24 protein-coding genes are annotated in these 22,663 nt (G+C 73.9%); 12 read left to right on the top strand and 12 right to left on the bottom strand.

Going from position 1 to position 22,663, the window contains the following annotated elements; genetic code table 11:
* Positions 1 to 99: 99 nt before the first annotated feature.
* The 3 genes from MQV74_RS11615 to MQV74_RS11605 all read left to right on the top strand — a co-directional run bounded on the left by MQV74_RS11615 (position 100) and on the right by MQV74_RS11605 (position 4,121).
* A complete protein-coding gene (locus MQV74_RS11615; RefSeq protein ID WP_242716606.1) occupies positions 100 to 1,473 on the top strand; it encodes a M20/M25/M40 family metallo-hydrolase in 1,374 nt (457 codons plus the stop codon).
* Complete coding sequence (locus tag MQV74_RS11610; protein ID WP_242716604.1) at positions 1,470 to 3,023, top strand: YfcC family protein; 1,554 nt, start codon at positions 1,470 to 1,472, stop codon at positions 3,021 to 3,023. Before MQV74_RS11615 ends, MQV74_RS11610 begins: the two co-directional genes overlap by 4 nt.
* A 126-nt stretch (positions 3,024 to 3,149) precedes the next feature.
* A complete protein-coding gene (locus MQV74_RS11605; RefSeq protein WP_242716602.1) occupies positions 3,150 to 4,121 on the top strand; it encodes a glycoside hydrolase family 6 protein in 972 nt (323 codons plus the stop codon).
* 30 nt (positions 4,122 to 4,151) lie between these two features.
* Here MQV74_RS11605 and MQV74_RS11600 read toward each other — a convergent pair whose 3' ends face one another.
* The 5 genes from MQV74_RS11600 to MQV74_RS11580 all read right to left on the bottom strand — a co-directional run bounded on the left by MQV74_RS11600 (position 4,152) and on the right by MQV74_RS11580 (position 8,375).
* Positions 4,152 to 4,595, bottom strand: a complete 444-nt coding sequence (locus tag MQV74_RS11600) for a GNAT family N-acetyltransferase (RefSeq protein ID WP_242716600.1) — start codon at positions 4,593 to 4,595, stop codon at positions 4,152 to 4,154.
* Complete coding sequence (locus MQV74_RS11595) at positions 4,592 to 5,002, bottom strand: RidA family protein (RefSeq protein WP_242716598.1); 411 nt, start codon at positions 5,000 to 5,002, stop codon at positions 4,592 to 4,594. Before MQV74_RS11595 ends, MQV74_RS11600 begins: the two co-directional genes overlap by 4 nt.
* An 85-nt stretch (positions 5,003 to 5,087) precedes the next feature.
* Positions 5,088 to 6,098: a TolB family protein gene (locus MQV74_RS11590; RefSeq protein WP_242716591.1), complete on the bottom strand. Its 1,011-nt coding sequence runs from the start codon at positions 6,096 to 6,098 to the stop codon at positions 5,088 to 5,090.
* Positions 6,095 to 7,375, bottom strand: coding sequence for an MFS transporter (locus MQV74_RS11585; RefSeq protein ID WP_242716589.1), 1,281 nt, complete (start codon positions 7,373 to 7,375; stop codon positions 6,095 to 6,097). Before MQV74_RS11585 ends, MQV74_RS11590 begins: the two co-directional genes overlap by 4 nt.
* A 22-nt stretch (positions 7,376 to 7,397) precedes the next feature.
* Positions 7,398 to 8,375, bottom strand: coding sequence for a metallophosphoesterase family protein (locus tag MQV74_RS11580; protein WP_242716587.1), 978 nt, complete (start codon positions 8,373 to 8,375; stop codon positions 7,398 to 7,400).
* 211 nt (positions 8,376 to 8,586) lie between these two features.
* On the opposite strand from MQV74_RS11580, the gene MQV74_RS11575 reads away from it, so the two are divergent.
* Positions 8,587 to 9,003 carry a hypothetical protein gene (locus tag MQV74_RS11575; RefSeq protein ID WP_242716585.1) on the top strand — a complete coding sequence of 139 codons (417 nt, stop codon included), beginning with the start codon at positions 8,587 to 8,589 and terminating at the stop codon, positions 9,001 to 9,003.
* Positions 9,004 to 9,060: 57 nt separating this feature from the next.
* Here the strand turns inward: MQV74_RS11575 and MQV74_RS11570 are convergent, their stop codons facing one another.
* Complete coding sequence (locus MQV74_RS11570) at positions 9,061 to 9,537, bottom strand: DUF3574 domain-containing protein (protein ID WP_242716583.1); 477 nt, start codon at positions 9,535 to 9,537, stop codon at positions 9,061 to 9,063.
* A gap of 233 nt (positions 9,538 to 9,770) precedes the next feature.
* Between MQV74_RS11570 and MQV74_RS11565 the strand changes: the two genes are divergently transcribed.
* On the top strand, positions 9,771 to 10,793 hold the full coding sequence (locus tag MQV74_RS11565; protein ID WP_242716581.1) for a phosphatidylinositol-specific phospholipase C domain-containing protein: 1,023 nt from the start codon (positions 9,771 to 9,773) through the stop codon (positions 10,791 to 10,793).
* A 28-nt stretch (positions 10,794 to 10,821) separates the two neighbouring features.
* On the opposite strand, the gene MQV74_RS11560 is transcribed toward MQV74_RS11565, so the two are convergent.
* Positions 10,822 to 11,787 (bottom strand): endonuclease/exonuclease/phosphatase family protein, encoded by a 966-nt coding sequence (locus MQV74_RS11560; protein ID WP_242716579.1) that lies wholly within the window; start codon positions 11,785 to 11,787, stop codon positions 10,822 to 10,824.
* A 149-nt stretch (positions 11,788 to 11,936) separates the two neighbouring features.
* On the opposite strand from MQV74_RS11560, the gene MQV74_RS11555 reads away from it, so the two are divergent.
* From MQV74_RS11555 to MQV74_RS11540, 4 genes are all read left to right on the top strand, one after another.
* On the top strand, positions 11,937 to 13,298 hold the full coding sequence (locus MQV74_RS11555; RefSeq protein ID WP_242716572.1) for an amidohydrolase: 1,362 nt from the start codon (positions 11,937 to 11,939) through the stop codon (positions 13,296 to 13,298).
* Between the two features lie 46 nt (positions 13,299 to 13,344).
* Entirely contained in the window at positions 13,345 to 14,547 is a 1,203-nt protein-coding gene (locus MQV74_RS11550; RefSeq protein ID WP_242716570.1) for a cytochrome P450 family protein, read from the top strand.
* Positions 14,548 to 14,660: 113 nt separating this feature from the next.
* A complete protein-coding gene (locus MQV74_RS11545; protein WP_242716568.1) occupies positions 14,661 to 15,362 on the top strand; it encodes a DUF899 domain-containing protein in 702 nt (233 codons plus the stop codon).
* A gap of 134 nt (positions 15,363 to 15,496) precedes the next feature.
* Entirely contained in the window at positions 15,497 to 15,712 is a 216-nt protein-coding gene (locus tag MQV74_RS11540) for a hypothetical protein (RefSeq protein WP_242716567.1), read from the top strand.
* Positions 15,713 to 15,782: 70 nt separating this feature from the next.
* Here the strand turns inward: MQV74_RS11540 and MQV74_RS11535 are convergent, their stop codons facing one another.
* On the bottom strand, positions 15,783 to 16,151 hold the full coding sequence (locus MQV74_RS11535; protein ID WP_374120607.1) for a hypothetical protein: 369 nt from the start codon (positions 16,149 to 16,151) through the stop codon (positions 15,783 to 15,785).
* Positions 16,152 to 16,287: 136 nt separating this feature from the next.
* Positions 16,288 to 16,920 (bottom strand): ATP-binding protein, encoded by a 633-nt coding sequence (locus tag MQV74_RS11530; RefSeq protein WP_308402260.1) that lies wholly within the window; start codon positions 16,918 to 16,920, stop codon positions 16,288 to 16,290.
* A gap of 258 nt (positions 16,921 to 17,178) precedes the next feature.
* Between MQV74_RS11530 and MQV74_RS11525 the strand changes: the two genes are divergently transcribed.
* From MQV74_RS11525 to MQV74_RS11515, 3 genes are all read left to right on the top strand, one after another.
* The gene (locus MQV74_RS11525; RefSeq protein ID WP_242716555.1) at positions 17,179 to 18,039 is read left to right on the top strand and encodes a helix-turn-helix domain-containing protein; all 861 of its coding nucleotides are present in this window, start codon (positions 17,179 to 17,181) and stop codon (positions 18,037 to 18,039) included.
* Between the two features lie 99 nt (positions 18,040 to 18,138).
* Positions 18,139 to 18,354 carry a DUF397 domain-containing protein gene (locus MQV74_RS11520; RefSeq protein WP_051855567.1) on the top strand — a complete coding sequence of 72 codons (216 nt, stop codon included), beginning with the start codon at positions 18,139 to 18,141 and terminating at the stop codon, positions 18,352 to 18,354.
* A gap of 221 nt (positions 18,355 to 18,575) precedes the next feature.
* Positions 18,576 to 19,355 (top strand): SAM-dependent methyltransferase, encoded by a 780-nt coding sequence (locus MQV74_RS11515; RefSeq protein WP_308402379.1) that lies wholly within the window; start codon positions 18,576 to 18,578, stop codon positions 19,353 to 19,355.
* Positions 19,356 to 19,518: 163 nt separating this feature from the next.
* Here MQV74_RS11515 and MQV74_RS11510 read toward each other — a convergent pair whose 3' ends face one another.
* From MQV74_RS11510 to MQV74_RS11500, 3 genes are all read right to left on the bottom strand, one after another.
* Positions 19,519 to 21,006 carry a glutamate synthase subunit beta gene (locus MQV74_RS11510; protein WP_242716553.1) on the bottom strand — a complete coding sequence of 496 codons (1,488 nt, stop codon included), beginning with the start codon at positions 21,004 to 21,006 and terminating at the stop codon, positions 19,519 to 19,521.
* 154 nt (positions 21,007 to 21,160) lie between these two features.
* The gene (locus tag MQV74_RS11505; RefSeq protein WP_242716551.1) at positions 21,161 to 21,640 is read right to left on the bottom strand and encodes an anthrone oxygenase family protein; all 480 of its coding nucleotides are present in this window, start codon (positions 21,638 to 21,640) and stop codon (positions 21,161 to 21,163) included.
* Positions 21,641 to 21,927: 287 nt separating this feature from the next.
* A complete protein-coding gene (locus tag MQV74_RS11500; protein ID WP_242716549.1) occupies positions 21,928 to 22,647 on the bottom strand; it encodes a DUF2293 domain-containing protein in 720 nt (239 codons plus the stop codon).
* Between the last annotated feature and the right edge of the window lie 16 nt (positions 22,648 to 22,663).

Genomic DNA, 22,663 nt, shown 5'->3' with positions numbered 1-22,663 from the left:
GCGCACGGCGAGCCGTCCGGAATCCGCGAGCCACCGCACCCGATAATTCGGGATCATCACGGCAAATTACGCATCACAGCTGATCCCGAGGTGCTGCCCATGACGCCCGAAGAGCTCGCCACCACGGTCGACGGCCTGATGGACGGCTTGCACGCCGACCTCGTACGGCTGTCGTCGATCCCCTCGATCGCCTTCCCCGGGTTTCCGAGCGGGCCCGTGGAGGAGGCCCACGACCTGGTCGCCGCGCTGCTGCGGGACGCCGGCGTGCCCGCGGTCGAGCGCATCGACCTGCCCGACACCGCCCCGGTCGTCTACGGCGAGATCCCGCCGCCCGGCCCCGGCGCCCCGACCGTCCTGCTGTACGGCCACTACGACGTGCAGCCGCCCGGCGACGAGAAGCTGTGGCGGTCGCCGCCCTTCGAGCCGACGCCCGTCGAAGGGGGCCTGCGGGCCCGGGGCATCGCCGACGACAAGTCCAACGTCATCGCACACCTCGGGATGCTGCGCGCGTACGGGGGCCGGCCGCCCGTCGGGGTGAAGATCGTCGTCGAGGGCCAGGAGGAGTACGGCAGCGCCTTCGACGGCTATCCGCCCACCGATCCCGGCCGCTTCGCCTGCGACGCCATGGTCATCGCCGACCTCGGCAACCTCCGCCCCGGCACCCCCACCCTCACCACGGGCCTGCGCGGTGCCGCCGAGGTCGTCGTCGAGGTGCGCACCCTCGACGAGCCGCGCCACAGCGGCGAGTTCGGCGGCGCCGCGCCCGACGCGCTGCTCGTCCTGCTCAAGGCCCTGGCCACCCTCCACGACGTCCACGGCGACGTGGCCGTGGCGGGCCTGCACCGCGCGGAGTGGACCGGGACCTCGTACACCGAGGAGGAGTTCCGCGACCTCGCGGGCGTGCGCGACGGCGTGCCGCTGATCGGCAGCGGCGGCCTCGGCGAGCGGCTGTGGAGCGGGCCCGCGATCACCGTGATCGGCCTGGACGCGCCCGGTGTGGAGCACGCCGCTTCAGCGGTCGTGCCGCACGCGAGGGCCAAGCTGAACCTGCGCTTCCATCCGCGCCAGGACCCGCGCGAGGCCCGGGACGCGCTCGTCGAGCACCTGCGGTCCCTCAGGCCCTTCGGCGTCCCGCTGACCGTCACGCCCGGGGACACCGGGCCCGGCTACGAGGCCACGACCGGCGGTCCCGCCTACCGCGCGGCGCTCACCGCCCTCAAGGAGGCCTGGGGCGCGGACGCCTCGTACGTGGCGACGGGCGGGTCGATCCCGCTGGTCAACGGGCTCGCCGCGGCGGCGCCGGGCGCGGAGGTGCTCCTCTTCGGCGCCCAGGACAGCATGTGCAATCTGCACGCCCCGAACGAGCGAGTCCTCTTCTCCGAGCTGCGCAACACCGTCGTGGCCATGGGCGCCTTCGTACGCGAGTACGCGGACGGCTTCCGCGCCGGTGACCGGGCGGGAGGCACGGCATGACCACGTCCCCGCCCGCACCCCCGCCCCCACCCCCGTCCGCGCCCGAAGAGCCCGCCGCGAAGCGGAAGTTCACCTTCCCCAGCGCCCTGACCGTGCTCGCCGTCGTCACCGTGGCGGTGTGGCTGCTCGCCTTCCTGATCCCGTCGGGGGAGTACGACCGCAACGCCAAGGGCGCCCCCGTCCAGGGCAGTTACCACCGCGTCGCGGGCGATCAGTCCTTCGTGGACCGCCTCAACGACCTGTTCCTCGCGCCCGTCAACGGCCTGTACGGCATCCAGGACACCGAGTCCGGGCAGGTCGGCCCGGATCTGACCGGCGATCTGTACGGCAGCGCGGGCGTGTTCCTCTTCGTCCTCGCGATCGGCGCGTTCATCACCGTCGTCTTCGCCACCGGTGCCCTGGACCGGGGCATCGGCCGGCTCGCCCACCGGCTGCGCGAACGCGGCGCGCTGCTCATCGCGGGCGTCATGGTGGTGTTCTCCGTCCTCGGCACCGTCGAGGGCTTCGCCGAGGAGACGCTCGGCTTCTACGGCCTGATCGTGCCGCTGATGCTGGCCCTCGGCTACGACCGCATGACGGCCGTCGGCGCGATCATCCTGGGCGCGGGCGTCGGCGTGCTGTGCTCGACGGTCAACCCCTTCGCGACGGGCGTGGCCTCCTCGGCGGCGGACATCTCCCTCGGCGACGGCATCGTGCTGCGGTTCGCGATGTGGCTGGTGCTCACGGGAGTGACGGTCGCGTACGTCGTCTGGTACGCGCGGCGCGTGCGGCGCGACCCCGAGCGCTCGCTCAGCGGATTCCTGCCGGGCGACCGCGAGCAGACGGCGGGCGCGGGGCGCACGGACGCCGAGGCGCCCGAGCTGACCGGGCTGCACAAGGCGATCCTGGTCGTCGTCGCCCTGGTCTTCGCCTTCATGATCTTCTCGGTGGTGCCGTGGTCGAGCGCGCTGACCGGGGACGCGGACGCGAAGCCGTACGGCTTCGAACTCGACTGGTCCTTCCCGCAGCTCGCCGCCCTGTTCCTGTGCGCGGCGGTGCTCGTGGGCCTGGTCGCGCGGATGGGCGAGCAGAAGCTCAGCGCGACCGTCATCCAGGGCGCGGCCGACTTCATCTCGCCCGCCCTGGTGATCGTGCTGGCCCGGGGCGTCACCGTGATCATGAACAACTCGCGGGTCACGGACACGGTCCTGCACTCGATCGAGGGCGTGGTCAAGGGGACGTCGTCCGGGGTGTTCGCGGTGATCGTGTTCGTGGTGAACCTGCCGCTCGCGTTCCTGATCCCGTCCACGTCCGGGCACGCCACGCTCGCCATGCCGATCCTCGCTCCGCTCGCGGACTTCGCCGGGGTGTCGCGGTCCGTCGTCGTCACCGCCTGGGCGGCGGCCAGCGGGTGGATGAACCTGTGGGTGCCGACCACCGCGGTGACCATCGGCGGCGTCGCCCTGGCGAAGGTGGGCTACGACCGGTACCTGCGGTTCGTGTGGCCGCTGCTCGCGATCCTGTTCGTGCTGATCTGCGGGTTCGTGGCGTTGGGGGCGGCGGTGACGTGACGAGGGGCCCTGTCCCCGGACCCGCCCCTTCCCGAAACCGGGGGCTCTGCCCCCTGTACCCCCGTTCATCGGCCTTCGGCCTCGTCCTCGCACGCCGGACGGGCTGAATTTCTCCCGGGAGCCCGGATGCCGTCCCAGGCCATCGTCCGCAGTGTCCTCGTCGCCGTGCTCGGCCTGTGCGTACTGGCCGCCGTTCCGCCGCCCGACTCCAGGGCGCCGCGCGCCGACGTCTCCTTCTGGGTGAACCCGGACACCAGCGCCGCGCGGCAGGCCACCGTGTGGCTGCGGCAGGGGCGGTTCTCCGACGCCTGGGCGATGGCCCGGATCGCGGTGCGGCCGCAGGCCGAGTGGCTGAGCAAGGACGGGCCCGAGCCGGTGGTGCGGTCGTTCGTGCGGCGGGCGGCCGCGGCGGGGCGCACCGCCGTGCTCGTCACGTACTTCGTCCCGGACCGCGACTGCGGCGCCTACTCGGCCGGCGGCGCGCGCGACGCGGCCCACTACCGGGCGTGGATCGACCGCTTCGCGGCCGGGCTCGGGGCGCACGACGCGTACGTGATCGTCGAACCCGACGCCGTGGCCCTCGCGGTGGCGGGCTGCGCGGGCGCCGACACCGAGGAGCGGTACGGGCTGCTCGCCCACGCGGTGGACCGGCTCAAGCGGCAGCCGGGCGCCAAGGTGTACGTCGACGCGGGCAACGCCACCTGGATCCCGCAGGTGAAGCGGCTCGTCGGCCCGCTGCGGCAGGCGGGCGTGGACCGCGCCGACGGCTTCGCCCTGAACGTGTCCAACTTCCACACCGACGCGGTGAGCGCGGAGTACGGACACCGGCTCGCGCGGGCGCTCGGCGGCGACCCGCACTTCGTCATCGACTCCAGCCGCAACGGCAACGGCCCGTACGCGGGCGTCGAGCCGTGGTGCAACCCGCCGGGGCGCGCCCTCGGCACCGCCCCCACCACCCGCACCGGCGTCCCCGGCGTCGACGCCTATCTGTGGGTGAAGCGCCCCGGCGAGTCCGACGGGACCTGCCGGGGCGGGCCCGTGGCGGGGGGCTGGTGGCCGAGGTACGCGCTGGAACTCGCGCGGAACTCCCGCATCTGACGGCGCGGGGCGGCACGCGGGTGCGGGGGGTCAGGGCCGCCAGTCGTAGCGCACGTCCGGCTCGCCCTCCTCGTTGTCGCCGTCCGTCCACTGGGCGGCGGTGAAGCCGTGGCGCTCGTAGAACCTCCGGGCGGGCGCGTTGACCTGGAAGGTCCAGAGGGTCAGGCCTTCCGGGCTGCGCTCCTTGGCGAGGGCGACGAAGCGGTCGCCGATGCCCCGGCCGCGCCAGGCGGGGTCGAGGTAGAGCTGGTCGAGCCGCTCGCCGTCCAGGACCATCATCCCGACGACCGAGCCCGCCGCCCGAGCCACCCACGTGGTGCCGCGCGGTATCACCACGTGCCGGATGTACGCCCGCACCTCGTCGTCGGTGTGGGGGCGGCGCACGTCCGGCAGGGCGGTGTCGTACGAGCGCAGATAGACCTCCGCCACGGCGGCGCCGTCCCCGGCGGTGGCGGTTCGCAGGGTGACGGTCACGCGCCGGGCACCACCGCGGTGGCGGTGATCTCCACGAGCTGGCCCGGATAGCCGAGGACGGTCACGCCGAGGAGCGTGGACGTGTGCGGCTCGGTGCTGAGCAGGCCCGAGGCGCGGACGACCTCCCAGGCCTCGGTCAGCACGCCGGGCTCGTGCCCGACGACGTACACGGTGCTCGCGACGACCTGCGACAGGTCGCTGCCGACGGCGCGCAGGGCCTCGTCGAGGTTGGCGACGACCTGCCGCGTCTGCGCCGCGACGTCGCCTTCGCCGATCAGGGTGCCCTCGGCGTCCAGGGGCACGGAACCCGCCATGAAGGCGAGCCGCGTACCGGCTTCGACGACGACGGAGTGGGCGTATCCGGGGGGTGGGAAGAGGGTCGGGACAACGGTGCGGTGTGGGGTCATGGGGGCATCGTGCGAGGTGCGCGGGGGCGGGCGCACCTCAATTTCCGCGGGGCCGTGGCGGGTTCGGGCTGTCGTGTACGCGGCGTCAGCGCACCGCCGCGGGGGAACTGCCGCCCGGTACGCGCAGTTCGGGGCGGCCCGAGCCGTCGGCGGGGACGGTCCAGATGTCCTGTTTGCGCCCCTCGCGGCCCGGCAGGGCGTAGGCCAGGGTGCCGTCGTCGAGCCACGCCGCCTGGTCGTCGACGGAGCGGCGCTCGGCGAGCGGGTGCTCGCGCATGGTGCGCAGGTCGAGGACGTACAGGCGCCACGGGTCCGAGGTGCCCCCGCGCACCCGCTTCTTGAAGGCCAGGCGCGTGTTGTCGGGGGACAGCGACGGGCACTCGACGTTCTCGCGCAGCGCCTCGGCGGCCCACTTCCGCATGTCGCCGCGGACGAGGTACGTCTTGCCCTTCGTCGAGACGGTGGCGTAGAAGCGGTTGTCGTCGCGGGCGAAGGTGACGCCCCAGTAGTTGACGTCGGGGGAGTGGTGGCGGCGGCCGTCGAGGGTGAGCGGGATCTCCTCCATGTTCTTGATCAGATAGCCGGTGCGGGTGTCCAGGATCGAGGTGCGCGTGGAGAAGGAGCCGCCCCCGCCCGAGTACGAGTCGCCGGTGGCGAACATGGTCCACGACAGCATCCGCCCCGACGCCGAGACGCGCGCCCGGTTCGGGATGCCGGGCAGGGCGATGCGCCGCTTCTCGCGCAGCCGGCCGTCGAGGACGACGGCGTACGCCTTGGGCGGGATGCCGGGGCGGCGCAGGAGGCACAGGCCGGTGCCCCCGGCCGCGTAGAAGCGCTCGCACGTCGGCCCGCCGGTGGTGCGCGGGCCCCGGCCCGCGAGCGGGAGCCGGGCGACGCGGCCCGCTCCCGCCTCGGTCGAGCGGAAGTACAACTGGCCCTGGTCCAGGGCGAACTCGGAGGTGGTGACGGCGGGCTCGGCCTCGCGCGCGGCCCGCACGGTGTACGTGACGGCGACGGTGGCGAGGACGGCGGCGGCCAGGGCGACGGCGAGGACGCGGGGCCGGGTGGACAGGGTCATCGGGCGTGGGCGGGTCATGGTCGGGTCGTCCTCCGTCGGGGCGTGCCGTGGGGGTCCTCGGCGCGGGGCAGCAGCGCGGCCGCGCCCGCGATCGCCGCGGTGAGGGCGAGCCCCGCGCAGGTCAGCGCGGTGCCGATGCCCCACAGCGTCCACGCGGCGCCGAAGCCCGCGGCGGCGACGAGCCTGCTGAGCGCCTGGCCCGTCTGCACGACGGCCATGCCGCTGGCCCGCTGGTCCGGCTCCACGAAGGGGGTCACGAGCGCCATGAGCACGCCGTCGGTGGCGGCGTAGAACACGCCGAGGGCGAGCAGCACGCCCACGAGCAGCGGCCGTCCGCCGGTCGGCAGGAGCAGCAGGGCGTACGCGGCGAGGAGCGCGCCGTGGCCCGCGAGGAAGGGCCCGCGCCGCCCGAACCGGTCGGCGAGCCGCCCCACGGGCACGGCGAGCAGCAGATAGACGGCGGCGGTGCCGAGCGGGAGCAGCGGGAACCAGCTCTCCGCGAAGTCGAGCCGCCGCTGGAGCAGCAGGTACAGGAAGGCGTCGCCGACCGTCGCGGCCCCCAGCAGCGCGGCGGCGCCGCAGACCCGCCGGAAGCCCGCGTGGCGCAGGAGCGCGAGGGCGAGGCGCGGCGCCGAGGGGCCGCGCGCCCGGCGGGCGGCCGGGGGCGGCGCCTCCCGTCCGGGGACGAACGCGACGAGCAGCAGCACCCCGAAGAGCCCGCAGCAGAAGCTGACCATGAACACGGCGTCGTAGGCGTCCGCCGTGACCCACAGCAGCGCGAACGCCGCGAGCGGGCCGAGCAGCGCGCCCGTGGTGTCCATCGCCCGGTGCACGCCGAAGGCGCGGCCGAGCTGGTCCGGTGGGCTGTGCAGGGAGATCAGCGCGTCGCGCGGGGCGGTGCGCACGCCCTTGCCGAGCCGGTCCGCCGCGATGGCGGCACCGATCCCGGCGGTGGCACCGCCCGCGAGCAGCAGGCCGAGCCGGGACAGGGCCGACAGGAGGTAGCCGGAGCCGGCGACGAGCTTGTGCCGCTCGCGCCGGTCGGCGACGTACCCGCCCACGAGGCGGACCACGGCGGTGACGCCGTTGTAGAGCCCGTCGAGGAAGCCGAACTGGAGCGGTGAGAGCCCCAGGCCCAGGACGAAGTACAGCGGCAGCACGGCCGCGACCATCTCCGACGAGATGTCGGTGACGAGGCTGACGGCGCCGAGCGCGAGCACGGGGCCGGTGACGCGGCCGCGGGCGCGGCGGCCGTCCGCGGCCGTGGCGACCGCGTCGGTGGTGGCCAGATACATGGGCGTGGCACCAGGTCCGGCGTCAGCGGCAGGAGTAGGCGGGGCTGCTGTCCTTCGTGGACCCGTCGGTTCCGATGAGCTTCCACGAGAAGCCGTCGTCGGCGAAGTCGATCTTCACCACGCCGTAGGTGTTGGTGATCCGCTTCTGGCTGTGCGGCTGCACCTCCTCGATCTTGTACGGGTTGGCGCCGCCGGTCCCGGCGATGACCTCGACGATCCCGTTCGAGGCGTCGGCGTCCCCGTCCGCGTCCTGCGGCGCGAACCGCTCGTAGTGGTGGTCGTGGCCGCCGAGCACCAGCTCCGTCTTCGCGCCCTGGAGGAGCTTCCAGACGGGCTTGCTGACCGGGTTGTTGCCGTGCTCGCCGGAGGAGAACAGCGGGTGGTGGAAGTAGGCCGCCACGCACTTCTTGCCGTTGGCGGCGAGGTCGCGCTTGAGCCAGTCGATCTGCGCCCGGTCGTCGAAGCTGTTGGAGTCCAGGGCGACGAAGTGCCAGTTGCCCTGGTCGAAGCTGTAGTAGCTCTTGCCGTCGGGGTAGGCGACGGATCCGAAGTAGGACTTGTAGCCCTTGAGCGCGCCCGCCGGGTCGTACGTCTCGTGGTTGCCCGGCACCGGCTTCGTCTTGTTCTTGAAGGCGCCCCAGGTGGTCGCGTAGTACTTCTGGAAGTCCTTCAGACGGGCGTCGTCGTACTGGTTGTCGCCCATGGTCATCACGAAGCTCGGGTTGAGCTGCTGCACCAGGGCCGCCGTCTTCGGGTGCGCGCACTTGCTGTCGCTCTTGGTGCACTGCTCGGCGATGTCGCCCACGGCGACGGCGGAGAACGCGGCCCGCCCGACGCCCTCCTTCTCGGCCGCGTCGGCGGGCGAGAAGAGGAGCAGGCCGCCGGTGGTGGCGAGGGCGGTGGCGGCGGCCGCGGGCACGAGCCAACGGGCTCGTCCGGTGCGGCGGTCGGCGTTCCGGTCGTTGTCGTTCCGGTTTTCGGCACGGGGTGTCTGCGGCATGTCCGTCTCCTGGCGGGTGGGGGGGTGCGGGAGGGGCCGTGCCAGGAATGGTGGCGAGGTAGACATGAGCGCGTCAATATCCGGACAGGGAATTGTTAGGAAACTTTCCTACTGAAGGCGGCGGCCCGGCGGTGACCAACTCCCGTGCCCTCGGCTACCGTTGACGCCCGAGCCAAGGGGCACACCTCCGGACCGTCACGAAGGAGACCCGATGGACGCAGAGCTGGCCGCCCTCGCCGGGGCCGGGGCCACCGCGCTCGTGCAGGCGATGGTGGGGGACGGGTGGGCCGCGGCGCGGGGGCGGGTCGTGGCCTTCCTCGGGCGGCGGCGCGGAGCGGACGAGGACCAGGTGAGCGGCGCGCTCGACGAGACCCGCGACGACCTGCTGGCCGCGCGGGCCGCGGGCGACGCCGACGCCGAGGCCGACGCGCGGGCCGAGTGGCGCAACCGCATGCGCCGGGCCCTGCGCGCGGACCCGGACGCGGCGGCGGAGCTGCGCCTGCTCCTCGACGAACTGGGCCACGGCGGCGACGACCGCGGCGGGGTCGTGCACAACACCATCAGCGGCGGCGTGCAGCGCGGGAACGTCATCCAGGCCCACACCGTGGGGGACGTGCACCTCGGGTAGGCGAGGGTGCCGGTGCCCCGGCACCCTCGCCCGCGCTGCTCGGAGGCGTCGGTCCGCTCAGAAGTCGACCCGCGCGCGGTCGTCGAGGCGGCCCACCGAGTCCTGGGCGAACTTCTTCTCGTAGTCGGAGCGGATCTCCTCGATCAGCTTGTCGTTCTTCTTCGCGTCGGCCGTCGGGTACAGCAGGACCAGCTCGTAGCTGCGCTCGCGCTCGATCTTGCCGTTGCTGTCCTTCCACTGGCCGCGGCCCTGCTGGACGGTCAGGCCGTCGGGGAAGCCGGGCGTCACCTCGGTGTCGATGAACTTCATGAACTGCTTGTCCGTCACGGCCGGGCCGCCGTCGGGGCGTTCGGTGCCGAAGAACAGATGGGTCTCGACGAAGGGCTTGCCGCGCTCCGCCGCCGTCGGGGCGGCGGGCTTCTGCGCCGGGTCGCCGTCCAGGGCCGCGTACGCCGTCGGCGCGCCGATCGCGAGGGCCGCGGCCGCCGCGGCCACGGCCAGGCGGGGGCCGGTGAGCGTGAGGGTGAGCGCCATGTGAGGGTGCCTTTCGTGGCAGGGCGGGGCCGGACGTGGCCGTCGGGCCCGATCTTCGACGGTCGACAAGAGTAGGGGGCCGAAAGCGCCCGCGCTCCAGCGCCACGAGGTGTGGCCGTAAGTCGCCGTCTTCCGCGACGTCACATGAATCCCGTACGTTTCCCCGGACTTGACCGGTGCGGTGGAAGGGGACGGCGGTGCGCGTGGTGGCGGTGCGAAAGGCGATACGCGGGATGGTGACGGGGAGCGTCGTCGTCGCGGCCTCGCTCGCGGGGACGGCGGTGGCCACGGAGCCCGCGGCCGCCGGGAGCGACGCCTCGTACGGCGCCACCACCGGCGTCGGCGTCCACAACGCGTACGAGAAGACGAAGTACCCCTACTTCGCCGACGCGCTCGACTCCGGCGCCGCCATGCTCGAACTCGACGTGTGGACGAACGTCTTCGGCGGCGGCTGGCGCGTCTCGCACAGCAACCCGATCGGCAACGACAACAACTGCGAGAACGCCCAGCGCCCGGAGGAACTGCGCACCAAGGCGCGCGACCAGCGCCTCGACGGCTGCCTCGCCGACCTGAAGGCCTGGCACGACGCACACCCGGGACACCGGCCCGTGCTCCTCAAGGTCGAGCTGAAGGACGGCTTCCAGGCGCGGGGCGGCCGCGGGCCCGCCGACCTCGACGCCCTCCTCAGGGCGAAGCTCGGCGGCGCCCTGTACCGGCCCGGCGACCTCGCGACCGGCGGGGCCACGCTCGACGAGGCCGTCCGCGCCAAGGGCTGGCCCTCCAGGGCCGCGCTCGCCGGGAAGTTCGTCGTCGAGCTGATCCCCGGCACCGTCGAGCAGAACAACCCCGTCGACACCCTGTGGACCGACCGCGAGTACGCGACGCATCTGCGCGACCTGGCCGCCGCGGGCAGGCTCGGCGACGCCGCCGCCTTCCCCGCCGTGCTCGGCGCCGCGTCCGGCGACCCGCGCACGCGGTACGCGGACGCCACGATCCGGCCGTGGTTCGTGCTCTTCGACGGCGACGCCTCGGTCTACACGGGCGGGTCCGTCGACACCAAGTGGTACGCCGACCGGGGCTATCTGGTCGTCATGACTGACGCCCACAAGGTGGCCCCCGCCATCGACGGCACCCGGCCCACCGAGGCCCAGGCCCGCGACCGGGCCGCGCTGCTCGCGGGGCGGCACGCCAGCGTCGTGTCGGCGGACTGGTACCCGCTGCCGCAGGTCCTGTCGACGGTGCTGCCGCGCGGCTAGAGCTTGTCCGGCGGCCCCGTGGCGCGCCTCACGGCTGGAACCGCACCCACACCGGGGCGTGGTCCGAGCCCGCCGCGCCCTTACGGTCACCGGGGTCCGCCCCCACCGAGGGCAGCTCCGGCGCGCCGGACGCGCCGGGAAGGCCCGTGCCCGCGGTGCCGCCGGCGGTCACGCGGCGCAGCAGGCGGTGGCTCAGGAGCACGTGGTCGATCAGCTCGCGGCGGCCGGAGTTGACGCGCGAGCAGCGGCGCTCGGGCGGGATCAGCGGCGCCACGTTCCACAGCCGCGCCGCGTCGCCCCGGTCGGGCGTCGCGTGGCCCGGTGTGCCCAGCTCGGAGCCGGGCGGGCCGAGCAGGAGCTGCGTCGTCGCGGCGGCCACCTCGTCGTTGAGGTCGCCGAGCACCACGACGTCCCGGGTCCGGCCGTCGCCCGCGAGGAGCCGGTCGGCGAGCGCCCGCAGCGTCGTCGCCTCCGCCGTGCGGCGGTACAGCGCGTAGGCGCCGACGCGCGCCCGCTCGCCCTCGTCCCGGGGGCTGAACCGCCCGCCGGGGTAGGAGAGGAGCTTCGACTTGAGGTGGCACACGGCCGCGTCCACGGCGATGGCCCGGCTCACGATCCGCACCGCGAACAGGCCGCGCCCCGCCGCCGCGACCCGCGCCCCGGCGTCGTCCTTCTGCACGGGCAGCAGCTTCGCCGGGAACGCCTCCTCGTCGGCGAGCACCTGCGGCTCCAGGCGGCTGAGGAACCCCACGCGGATGCCCCGGTCGTCCGCGTGCCGCGACACGGCCGTGTGCCAGGCGCCGTCGAGCAGCCCGGCAAGGTCCTCCAGGGCCGCCGGGTCGCCGACCTCCTGCACCCCGAGCAGGCTCGGGTCGAGCGCGCGGACCGTCGCCGCGAGCGCGGACAGCTTCGCCTCGTACGCCGCCTTGTCCTTGGGGCCGAACGGCGTGCCGGGGCGGTAGAGGTTCTCCAGGTTCCAGGTGCCGAGGAGCATGAACGGGCTCCCTCCGCGGTTCGGGCGGCGATCGGTTCACGCCGAGCGGTCGGTGCACGCCGAGCGGTCGGTTCACGCCAGCGTGCTCCCGGAATCGCCGCGTCGGCAGAGTCCCCGCGCGGATGCGTGGGCGAACGTACCGTGAACGCATGACAGCGCCTGTCGCACCCGGCCCCGCCGACCTCGTCATCAGCGGTTGCACCGCCCTCGTCCACGACGCCGCCGAGCACGTCGGCTTCGCCGAGGACGCCGCGATCGTCGTACGCGACTCAGTGATCGCCGAGGTGACCACCGCGGCCGCCGCCCGGGACCTGGCCGCCGCCGAACGCCTCGACGCGCGCGGCCAGGCCGCCCTGCCCGGACTGATCAACTGCCATACGCACGCCCCGATGGTGGCCCTGCGCGGCATCGCCGAGGACGTGCCGGTGGAGGAGTGGTTCAACGACCACGTGTGGCCCATCGAGGCCAACCTCCAAGCGCGGGACGTCGAGCTGGGCGCGCGGCTCGCCTGCGCCGAGCTGATCCGCGGTGGCGTCACCACCTTCGCCGACCACTACTTCGCCATGGACACCGTCGCCGACGTCGTCGCCGAGACCGGCCTTCGCGCCCTGCTCGGCCAGGCGTACTTCTCCTCGCAGGGGCCCGCCGGCCGGGCGGCGTCCCTGGACTTCGCGCTCCGCAGGGCGGGCGACGCCGACGGCCGCGTCACCACCTGCCTCGCCCCGCACGCCCCGTACACCGTCGACGACGCCGACCTCGCCGCGACCGCGGAACTCGCGCGGGAGCACGGCCTCCTGGTGCATCTGCACGCCGCCGAGAGCCGCGCCCAGACCGAGCACAGCGTCGCCCGGCACGGCGTCACGCCCATCGAGGTGCTGCGCCGCGCGGGCCTGCTCGACGTCGACGTCCTCATCGCCCACGGCACCGGCATCCTGGAGTCCGACGCCGCCGCCCTGCGCGCCGCCACCGGCCGGGTCGCCGTCGCCAGCGCGCCGCGCGGCTATCTGAAGTTCGCCTGGGGCCCCACGCCGGTACGGCTGCTCGCGGACCTCGGCATCCCGGTGGGGCTCGCCACCGACGGCGCCGCCTCCAACAACTCCCTGGACGTGTGGGAGTCCATGGCGCTCACCGCGCTCGTCCAGAAGTCCGCCACCGGCGACCCCCGCTGGCTGACCTCCCGTCAGGCCCTGCACCACGCCACGCTGCAGAGCGCGCGGGCCGTCGGGCTCGGCGAGCGGATCGGCAGCCTCGCCCCGGGGCGCCGGGCCGACATCGTCCTCGTCGACCTCACCGGGCCGCACACCCAGCCCGTGCACGACCTGGCCGCGACCCTGGTGCACAGCGCCCGCAGCGGCGACGTCCGTACGACGATCGTCGACGGGCGCGTCCTCATGCGCGACCGGGAGCTGCTGACCGTCGACGTCCCCGCCGTGACACGGGAGTTGGCGCGGCGGCTGCCCGCACTCGTCGCCCGCGGCCACGGCGGGCGGATCCAGGAGTACGACGCCTGACGGCCCGCCCGGCACCCCCGGGACGGCACTCCTTAGGCTGAACCCCATGGCGACACCCGCGACTCCCGAAGTGCTCGACGGCCTCATCGACGACCCGTACACCACGTACGCCCTGCTGCGCGAGAGCGCGCCCGTGCGCCGCGTCACCGGCACCGACGGCAACGCCGCCTGGCTCGTCACCCGCCACGCCGACGTCCGCGAGGCCCTCGCCGACCCGCGCCTGTCCCTGGACAAGGCGCACGCCCTGCCCGGCAACTACCGGGGCTTCTCGCTGCCGCCCGCCCTGGACGCCAACCTCCTCAACATGGACCCGCCGGACCACACCCGCGTCCGGCGCCTGGTCGCCAAGGCGTTCACGCCCGGCCGGACGGAACGCCTGCGCGAGCCGGTGCGGCGGGCCGCCGACGAACTCCTCGACGCCCTGGCGGAGGCGGGCGGTGGCGACCTCGTGGCCGCGTACGCCGCTCCGCTGCCCATCGCCGTCATCTGCGACCTCCTCGGCGTCCCCGCCACCCGCAGGCCCGACTTCCGCACCTGGACCGACGCCCTCGTCGCCCCCGACCCGGCGCGGCCCCACCTCGCCAAGGAGGCGGTCGCGGGGCTGCTCGGCTACTTCACCGCCCTCATCGCTGAGAAGCGCGCACGGCCCGGCGACGACCTGCTGTCCGACCTGATCGCCGTGCGGGACGACGACGGCGACGGCGGTGGACGCCTCAGCGAGGACGAGCTGATGTCGCTCGCCTTCCTGATCCTGTTCGCCGGGTACGAGAACGTGGTGCAGCTCATCGGCACCGCCGTCCTCGGCCTGCTCAGCCACCCCGAGCAGCTCGCCGCGGTGCGCGCCGACCCGGCTCTGCTGCCCGGCGCCGTCGAGGAGTTCCTGCGCCACGAGGGCCCGGTGCTGCTCGCCATCCGCCGCTTCCCCCTGGAGGACGTCACGATCGGCGGCGTCCGCGTGCCCAAGGGGGAGACCGTGCTGCTGTCGCCGGGCTCCGCGGGCCGCGACCCCGAGCGGTTCGCCGACCCCGACCGGCTCGACGTCACGCGCGACGCGAGCGGCCACCTCGCGCTCGGCCACGGCATCCACTACTGCCTGGGCGCGCCGCTCGCCCGCATGGAGACGGCCACGGCGCTCGCCGCGCTCATCGAGCGCTTCCCGGACCTGGCGCTCGCCGTGCCCGTGGAGGAGCTGCGCCGGCGCCCCTCGATGCGGGCCCGTGGCCTGCTCGAACTCCCCGTCGTGTGCTGACTCCCGAGAAAGTTCCAGAAATCCCCTCCGCGACCGATGAGTTCCGCCGCGGCCCCCGGTCCACCCTCCTGAGAACGCCCGAGAACCGTGGATCGCGACCGGAGGAAAGCGCCATGGGACTTCCGCACATCGTCACGCGCGCGGAGTGGCAGGCCGCGCGCGAGGAGCTGCTCGCCAGGGAGAAGGCCGCGACGCGCGCCCGCGACGCGCTGAACGCCGAGCGGCGCGAGCTCCCGATGGTGGAGATCGACAAGGAGTACGTGTTCGACGGCGCCGACGGCAAGGCGACGCTGCTCGACCTGTTCGCCGGACGCGCCCAGCTCATCGTCTACCACTTCATGTTCGCCCCCGAGTGGGACGCGGGCTGCACCAGCTGCTCGGCCTTCCTCGACCAGATCGGGCACCTCGCCCATCTGCACGCCCGGGGCACGACGTTCGTCGCGGCCTCGCGCGCCCCCTTCACCCGCATCCTGCCGTTCAAGGCCCGCATGGGCTGGGTGGTGCCCTGGTACTCCACGTGCGGGTCGGAGTTCAACCGCGACTTCGCCGCGTCGTACCCGGATCCGGCCGGGCGCCTCCTGGACCGCCCGGGCATCAGCTGCTTCCTGCGGGACGGCGACCGCGTCTTCCACACGTACGCGACGTTCGACCGCGGCCTCGACGGCCTCGGCTCCACGACGAGCCTGCTGGACCTCACCGCGCTCGGCCGCCAGGAGGAGTGGGAGGAGCCCAAGGGGCGCGCGTCGGAGCTCGGCGCGCCCGCGGGGAGCGCCCGGGTGCGGTACCACGACGAGTACGACGAATACGCCTACTGAGCCTGGACGGCGGGGGCCCGAGTGCCCCAACTCGGTGTCAGATCGGTCACGTTGCGAGTCCTCGGGCGCGCTCCGTGCGTTGTTATCGGTGCGGAGCCTTCGCTCCGCACCGAGCACACGGGGGAACTGAGGACATGAGCAACGAACGAGTGGTGCTGGAGCGCTTTCCCGCGGGCGGACCGCGTGGATCGTGGCCCGCGGAGGAGTTCGCGCACGCACGGCGCAGCGAGGGTCAGTGCGCGGAGGTCGTGATGGACCTGGCGACCGACGCCTTCCTGGTGATCGTCCGGGAACAGCTGGAGCGGGGCGCCGACGCGTGCCGCCCCCGGGGCGAGCGCGCCGCCGCCTGAGTGGACTCCGGGCCGGGGCCAGCTGCTCCCGGCCCGGCGCTGAAGGGGGCCGGGCCTCTGCGTCCGGGTGCTAGGCCCGGACCGGTCCGGCCCACGCGGGGACGTCCCCGGACATCCGGCACAGGGCCAGATACAGCGGAATGGGCGGCGTATAGGGGACCGCCGCCTCCGGGCGGTGGACGAGGACCGGCTCCCGCACCGTGTCCGGCAGCAGCGCGCCCGGCGAGTAGTAAGCCGAAGGCGGCCACGGGAGGGCCACGTCGGAGTCGGCGGGCACGATCCACCACCAGCGCGGTCCGTCCTCGTACACACATCCTGCCCGGGGCAGCCGGTCGAGGAGCCGCGGACCGAACTCCGCGGGCATCGCCACCGCGTCGCAGCCGAGGGGCTGCCCCATTCCGGCGGGGACGGCGAGCCGTGCCACTGGCTGCACACTCACGGCTCGCCGTCCGACCGCCCGCTCCCGCTCGCGCGAGAGCCGTACCAAGGTGTCAAGGCCGAACAGTCGTGATGTCCCCGCGCTCACATATCCCCCGACCGCATCGCTGTCGCACTCGCATCCCCGTCACGACGGCCTAAAGGCCGCCGGTGGCGCTCTGGTCCATCCGGTGGCGGGTGTCGCCGGTCAGGCCCCTGCCGTGGCCTTCCGTGACGACATCGCCGTGGTCGTCGAAGTTGTCCAAATCCAGTCCCATGCCGCCGAACGCGGCGGCGCCGAAGGCCGGTCCCGCCCGGTCGCGGCCGTCGACCTCGTCGCCGAGGCCGCCGAACGCGCTCCCGCCGGGCGGGCAACCGGTCGTCGGTAGCTCCGCCCACACCGAAAGGCCGGTACCGGAGTCCTGGACACCCCATGCGTTGCTCACGGCGCTCACGAGAAGCAACCCCCTCCCGTGCTCCTCGTCAGGCCCGCGCAGGCCGGTCGGGCGTGGAACCCCCGAACCACAGCCCTCGTCGCGGATGGCGATCCGCACGGTGTCGGCTTCCGTGCGGATCTCGCAGACGACGGTCCGGCTAGCGGTGTGCACGATGGCGTTGGTGACCAGCTCCGATACGACGAGCGCCGCGGTGTCGCAGGCGTCGTCGCCGACCGCGAGGGAACTGAGCCGGTCACGCGTCAGCCGCCTGGCGCGGCCGACGGAACTCGGCAGCGCGGCCAGGGTGAAGGAGACGCAGGGCTCGGCAGCCGCCGCCCGGTTCTCGGCGCACACGCCAAGTCGGGGATCGGTGGCTTCAGTTCCTAACGATGCGGGCGGAGTCACGCTCTCCACTATCGCCCCGGCGCGAACACCTTGGCAAGGGCCACTCTGAAAAGTGCACAGTGACATGTTCCTTTGAGACGCCGCATGGCACACTTCTCGCAACGCCTCACCAAGTGGCGTGAGTTGGTGCGATGAGTGACTACGCAGAGTAACGTGAAGTGGCAAGATCCGATGCAGAGAGTGACGCGTAGTGGGTGGAGGTAGGACGTGAGCGAACCGCGGTCGGCGCCGACCGTCGGACAGGTCGTTCTCGGTCGTCGCCTGCAGGACCTGCGTGAGCGTGCGGGGCTCAAGCGTGACGAGGCCGCACGGATCCTGCGCGTGGCCCCGGCCACGGTGCGCCGCATGGAGACCGCCGAGGTCGCGCTGAAGATCCCGTATCTGCAACTGCTCCTCAAGGCGTACGGCGTCGCGGACGAAGAGGCCGAGTCGTTCGTCGCCCTCGCCGAGGAGGCCAACAAGCCGGGCTGGTGGCAGCGCTTCCACGACATCCTGCCGGGCTGGTTCAGCATGTACGTCAGCCTGGAGGGCGCCGCGAGCCTCATCAGGTCGTACGAACCGCACTTCATGCCCGGTCTGCTGCAGACCGAGGACTACGCGCGCGGCGTCCTGCTCTCCGGAGCCATCGGCCAGACCCGGCCCGAGGACACCGAGCGCTATGTCGCCCTGCGCATGGAGCGCCAGACGCTGCTGACCCGGGAGGACGCGCCGCGGCTGTGGGTCGTGATGGACGAGACGGCCCTGCGCCGTCCCGTCGGCGGGCCCGACGTTATGCGCGCGCAGATCGACCGGTTGCTTGAGGCCACCGAAATGCCTCGGGTGACGCTGCAGGTCGCGCCGTTCGCGGCGGGCCCGCACCCGGGCACGTTCGGACCGTTCGTGCTCTTCCGCTTCGCCATGGCGGAGCTGCCGGACATGGTCTACAGCGAGTACCTCACCGGCGCCGTCTATCTGGACGCGCGCGCCGAGGTGGCGACGCATCTGGAGGTCATGGACCGCATGGCGGCCCAGGCCGCGACCGCACAACGCACGAAGGAGATCCTCCGGGATGTCCGCAAGGAGCTGTGAATGGACCGAGATCGACACCGAGCGGGCACGGGCCCCTCGTCACGGCCCGACACCCGCGCCGATTCCCGGCCCCCCGGGTCCTCCCGGATCTACAACGGCATGCCCGCCCGCGAGCTCGGCAGCGAGGGCTGGCACAAGCCGTGGAGCGGCGGCAACGGCGGCAACTGCCTGGAAGCCATGAAGCTGGACGACGGGCGCGTCGCCGTGCGCCAGTCCTCGGACCCGGACGGTCCCGCGCTCATCTACACGGACGGCGAGATCAGGGCGTTCATACAGGGAGCGAAGGCCGGGGAGGCCGACTTCCTGCTGTCGTGACGCGCGTAGCGGCGACCGCGGTCGCCGCGCGCGGAATCTGGCGCGATTCGTACGTTGCCGAACTGGCGAGGGAGCCGCAGTTGACCGGGACCGGAGCGGGCAGCCGGGGGGCCACGGGGGAGTTCGTGCCGCCGCCCGCAGAGTCCGCGTCGCCTTACGAGGAGTCCGCGTCGCCGCACGGGGAGTCCCCCTCGTCGCACGGGGAGTCCCCGTCGCCTTGCATAGACACCAGCAAGCCGCATCCGGCGCGGATGTACGACTGGTGGCTGGGCGGCAAGGACAACTACCCGGTCGACGAGGAGATGGGCCGTCAGCTCGTCGCCATGGACCCGCGGATCCCGGGCATCGCGCGGGCCAACCGGGCGTTCATGCAGCGCGCCACGCGGTGGCTCGCGGCGTCCGGGGTCCGCCAGTTCCTCGACGTCGGCTCCGGCATCCCGACCGAGCCCAATCTGCACCAGATCGCCCAGGGCGTCGTGCCCGACGCCCGCGTGGTGTACTGCGACAACGACCCGATCGTGCTCGCCCACGCGGAGGCGCTGCTGCGCTCGACGCCCCAGGGCGCCACCGAGTACATCCAGGCGGACGTACGGGAACCCGCCGCGATCCTCGAACAGGCGCGCAAGACCCTCGACTTCAGCCGGCCCGTCGCCCTCTCCCTGATCGCCCTGCTGCACTTCGTCCCCGACGACAGCGGCCCGTACGACCTGGTGGACCGGCTGATGTCCGCGCTGCCGCCGGGCAGCTGGCTGATGCTGTCGCACGGCACCGGCGAGTTCACCCCCGACCGGGCCCGCGCCGCGGGCGACCTCTACGCGTCCCGCGCCCTCAACCTCGCCCTGCGCGACCGCACGGACGTCCGGCGCTTCTTCGCCGGCCTCGACCTCACGGCCCCGGGCGTGACGACGGTCGACACCTGGCATCCGGAACTGGGCGAGCGCGTTCCCGTGGCGGGGGAGGGGCCGGTGCCGATCTTCGGCGGGGTGGCGCGTAAGGGGTGAGGGGCGCTGCGCTTCGGCTCACGGGTCGTCAGCGGGCGCCCCTGCCGGGCTCGTCAGCGGGCACCTGCCGGGGCGTGAGTGGGCCCCTGGCCGGGTCGTCAGTGGGCCGCGGACGGGGTCGGCCTTCGGCGCGTCGTAATCCTTCGGGCGAGCCCGGGCGTGGTCACGCCGTGAGGGGGCTGGTGTGGGCGCCCAGCGGTGAGGGCAGGTGCGTGGTGCCCATCAGCCAGCGGTCCACGGCCGCCGCCGCGGCCCTGCCCTCCGCGATCGCCCACACCACCAAGGACTGGCCGCGGCCCGCGTCCCCGGCGACGAACACCCCCGGGACGTCCGTCGCGTAGGCGTCGTCACGCGCCACGGCCCCGCCCGGCGTCACGGACACGCCCAGCTCCCCGACCGGGCCCCCGGCCACCTCCGGCCCCCGGAACCCCAGCGCGAGCAGCACCAGGTCGGCGCGCAGCAGCCGCTCCGCGCCGGGCACCGGCCGCCGCTCCCCGTCCACCCCGGACAGGCGCACGGCCCGCACCCGCCCCGCCGCGTCCCCGGCGAACCGCAGCGTGGCCGCCGCGAAGAGCCGCGCGTCCGCGTCGGGGCGCTGGGCGAACCCCAGCTCCCCGGCCTCCTCGTGCGCGGGGGACACGCGGTACACGTGCGGGTACGTCGGCCACGGCTCCGCCGCGCCGTCCCGCTCGGCGCCCGGCAGCGGGCGGATGTCGACCTGCGTCACCGACGCCGCGCCCTCCCGCACCGCCGTGCCCAGGCAGTCCGCGCCGGTGTCGCCGCCGCCCACGATCACCACGTGCTTCCCGGCCGCCGACAGGGGGGAGGCGTCGAGGTCCCCCTCGCACACGCGGTTGGCGAGCGGCAGGTACTCCATCGCCTGCCGGACCCCGGCCAGCTGCCGCCCCGGCACCGCGAGCTCCCGCCACGCCGTGGCCCCCACCGCGAGGACCACCGCGTCGTGCCGGGCGCGCAGCGCCGCCGCGCCCACGTCCCGCCCGACGTGCGTCGACGTGCGGAACGTGGTGCCCTCGGCGGTCAGCTGCGCGAGCCGCCGCTCAAGGTGCCGCTTCTCCATCTTGAACGCGGGGATCCCGTACCGCAGCAGCCCGCCCGCGCGGTCCTCGCGCTCGTACACCACGACCGTGTGCCCCGCGCGCGTCAGCTGCTGCGCCGCCGCGAGGCCCGCCGGACCCGAGCCGACGACGCCGACGCTCCTGCCGGTGAGCCGCTCCGGCGGCCGCGGCGGCGCGAGGCCGTCCGCCCAGACGCGGTCGGCGATGGCGGCCTCGACGTTCTTGATCGTCACCGCGGGCTGGTTGATCGCGAGCACGCAGCCCGCCTCGCACGGGGCGGGACACAGCCGCCCGGTGAACTCGGGGAAGTTGTTCGTCGCGTGCAGCCGCTCCGCCGCCGCGTACCAGTCGGCGCGCGAGACGAGCTCGTTCCACTCCGGGACGAGGTTCCCCAGCGGGCACGCCTCGTGGCAGAACGGCACCCCGCAGTCCATGCACCGGTCCGCCTGCCGCTCCACCAGCGGAAGCAGCGCGCCCGGCTCGTACACCTCGTCCCAGTCCTTGACCCGGTCGCCTACCGCTCGCCGCGGCCACTCCTCGCGCGCCACCCTGAGGAACCCTTTGGGGTCGGCCATGGCCGTCTCCCTACGTCTCCCCGCCCGCGATACGCGTCCTTCGAGCCACGGTACGTCGCGGGGGCGGGCCGGGCATGCCGGGAGCGGGGCGACGACCGCGCGGCGCCGACCAGGTCGGACGGCCGGGTCCTGCGGAGCCGGCGGCGCGGCCCCGTCAGGTCAGGCCGAGGACGAAGGCCGCCGAGGCCGCGGTGGCCGCCGCGGTGCGCACGTGGTTCCACATGGTCCACTCCGCCACATACGTGCGCCAGTACGCGGCCCCGCGCTCCGAGCCCGCGTCGACCTTCGCCAGGGCGTCGTTGCGCGGCACGTTCGCCGCCACGGTGACGCCGAAGCAGCCCACGAGATACAGCGTGCAGCCGAGCAGGAGCTCCACCCTGCCCTCCTCCGGCCACAGCACGAACGTGACCACGGCGAGCACCGCGCACAGGCCCGTCGCCCCCATGAACACGGCCATGAACGCCGGAGTGACCGCCGTGACGTTGATCGCGTTCATCGCGGCGATGCCCTGGGCCGGGGGCAGCGCGGCGAGGCCCTTCATCACGAACGTGGAGAAGCCGATGAACACCCCCGCGACCAGGCCGCAGGAGATCGCCCCGAGGACGGTGAGCACGAAGTAGGGTCCCTCGATCATGGCAACTCCCTGAGTGGGTCCGGCCTCTGGACGATCGGCTCGCGGGGTGCTTTCCCACGGGGGACCGGGCCTGGGGACGGTCGGCGCGCCGCGCAAGATCCTGCACGGTGTGGTGTGTCTACGACAAGTCAAATGCCACGACGCGCCCCCGGCCATACGCCGTTCCCGCACCTCCATGCGCCACCGTCTCGACACCGGCGCGCGCCGCCCCTTCCTCTGCGGGGGTGCCTCCTTTCCCACCTCTGTGGGGTTACCTGTCGGGGGCCCTGTGTGGTGAGGGGTGCCGCTCAGTCCGTCCCGTGGTGGGGTGCCGCTCGGTCCGTCCCGTGCCCCCACGCGCGCAGCGCCTCCTCTACGCCGCGCGCGATGCGGCGCCTGGCCTCGCCCCGGGGGATGCCCCGCATCAGCAGGGCGTCGTACTCCGTCTCCGTGTGGCGCACCGCCGCGATCACGGCCGCCGTCACCGCGCGCGGGGTGAGCGCCCGCCCGGCCGCGCTGCGGCCCACCCGGCCGCTGCCGCGCACCGAGGCGTGCGCGGCGATCCGCCGGGCCCGCTCCGGCGGACACCGGGGAAAGAGCCGCAGGATCTCCTCGGCGAACGCCGCCGCGAACCGCTCGTCCACCGCCGCCCGCCGCACGGCGTCCCGCGCGCGCCGCCGCGCCCTGGCCTCCGCGTCGGCCAGACACCGCTGCTCGGCCAGCGCGAGCGCCGCCTCCTCGACCAGGACGCCCTGGCGCTCGTACCGGCTCTTGCGCCGGTTGAAGCGGACCACCACCGCCGACAGCGCGCTGCCATCCCGCGACCGCCTGGTGAGCGCGGTGTCGCCGCGCGGGAGATACACGAGGTGCCCGAGGTCGGCGCAGTCCAGACACCGCGGCCTGCCCTCCTCCAGGGCGAGCAGCGCCAACGGCCCGGCCCCGCACTCTGCGCAGCGCTTGTGCTTGAGGGGCTGGAAGACGACAAGGCGGCCATCGACGGCGGGAGTTGGGGAGCGGGGGAGCGCCATACGGGTATCTTCCCGC

It is taken from the genome of Streptomyces sp. AN091965 (assembly GCF_022698285.1).
Classification (GTDB): Bacteria; Actinomycetota; Actinomycetes; order Streptomycetales; family Streptomycetaceae; genus Streptomyces.
Note: the sequence above shows the minus strand (reverse complement) of the source record. Positions and strands in the feature narration are given on the sequence as shown.

Coding starts and splice junctions, on each gene's coding strand:
- MQV74_RS11520 (WP_051855567.1), top strand. CDS start 18,139: ATGCCCGCCCGCGAGCTCGGCAGCGAGGGCTGGCACAAGCCGTGGAGC.
- MQV74_RS11545 (WP_242716568.1), top strand. CDS start 14,661: ATGGGACTTCCGCACATCGTCACGCGCGCGGAGTGGCAGGCCGCGCGC.
- MQV74_RS11575 (WP_242716585.1), top strand. CDS start 8,587: ATGGACGCAGAGCTGGCCGCCCTCGCCGGGGCCGGGGCCACCGCGCTC.
- MQV74_RS11560 (WP_242716579.1), bottom strand. CDS start 11,787: ATGCTCCTCGGCACCTGGAACCTGGAGAACCTCTACCGCCCCGGCACG.
- MQV74_RS11610 (WP_242716604.1), top strand. CDS start 1,470: ATGACCACGTCCCCGCCCGCACCCCCGCCCCCACCCCCGTCCGCGCCC.
- MQV74_RS11540 (WP_242716567.1), top strand. CDS start 15,497: ATGAGCAACGAACGAGTGGTGCTGGAGCGCTTTCCCGCGGGCGGACCG.
- MQV74_RS11505 (WP_242716551.1), bottom strand. CDS start 21,640: ATGATCGAGGGACCCTACTTCGTGCTCACCGTCCTCGGGGCGATCTCC.
- MQV74_RS11500 (WP_242716549.1), bottom strand. CDS start 22,647: ATGGCGCTCCCCCGCTCCCCAACTCCCGCCGTCGATGGCCGCCTTGTC.
- MQV74_RS11570 (WP_242716583.1), bottom strand. CDS start 9,537: ATGGCGCTCACCCTCACGCTCACCGGCCCCCGCCTGGCCGTGGCCGCG.
- MQV74_RS11590 (WP_242716591.1), bottom strand. CDS start 6,098: ATGACCCGCCCACGCCCGATGACCCTGTCCACCCGGCCCCGCGTCCTC.
- MQV74_RS11595 (WP_242716598.1), bottom strand. CDS start 5,002: ATGACCCCACACCGCACCGTTGTCCCGACCCTCTTCCCACCCCCCGGA.
- MQV74_RS11510 (WP_242716553.1), bottom strand. CDS start 21,006: ATGGCCGACCCCAAAGGGTTCCTCAGGGTGGCGCGCGAGGAGTGGCCG.
- MQV74_RS11580 (WP_242716587.1), bottom strand. CDS start 8,375: ATGCCGCAGACACCCCGTGCCGAAAACCGGAACGACAACGACCGGAAC.
- MQV74_RS11565 (WP_242716581.1), top strand. CDS start 9,771: ATGGTGACGGGGAGCGTCGTCGTCGCGGCCTCGCTCGCGGGGACGGCG.
- MQV74_RS11585 (WP_242716589.1), bottom strand. CDS start 7,375: ATGTATCTGGCCACCACCGACGCGGTCGCCACGGCCGCGGACGGCCGC.
- MQV74_RS11615 (WP_242716606.1), top strand. CDS start 100: ATGACGCCCGAAGAGCTCGCCACCACGGTCGACGGCCTGATGGACGGC.
- MQV74_RS11550 (WP_242716570.1), top strand. CDS start 13,345: ATGGCGACACCCGCGACTCCCGAAGTGCTCGACGGCCTCATCGACGAC.
- MQV74_RS11605 (WP_242716602.1), top strand. CDS start 3,150: ATGCCGTCCCAGGCCATCGTCCGCAGTGTCCTCGTCGCCGTGCTCGGC.
- MQV74_RS11555 (WP_242716572.1), top strand. CDS start 11,937: ATGACAGCGCCTGTCGCACCCGGCCCCGCCGACCTCGTCATCAGCGGT.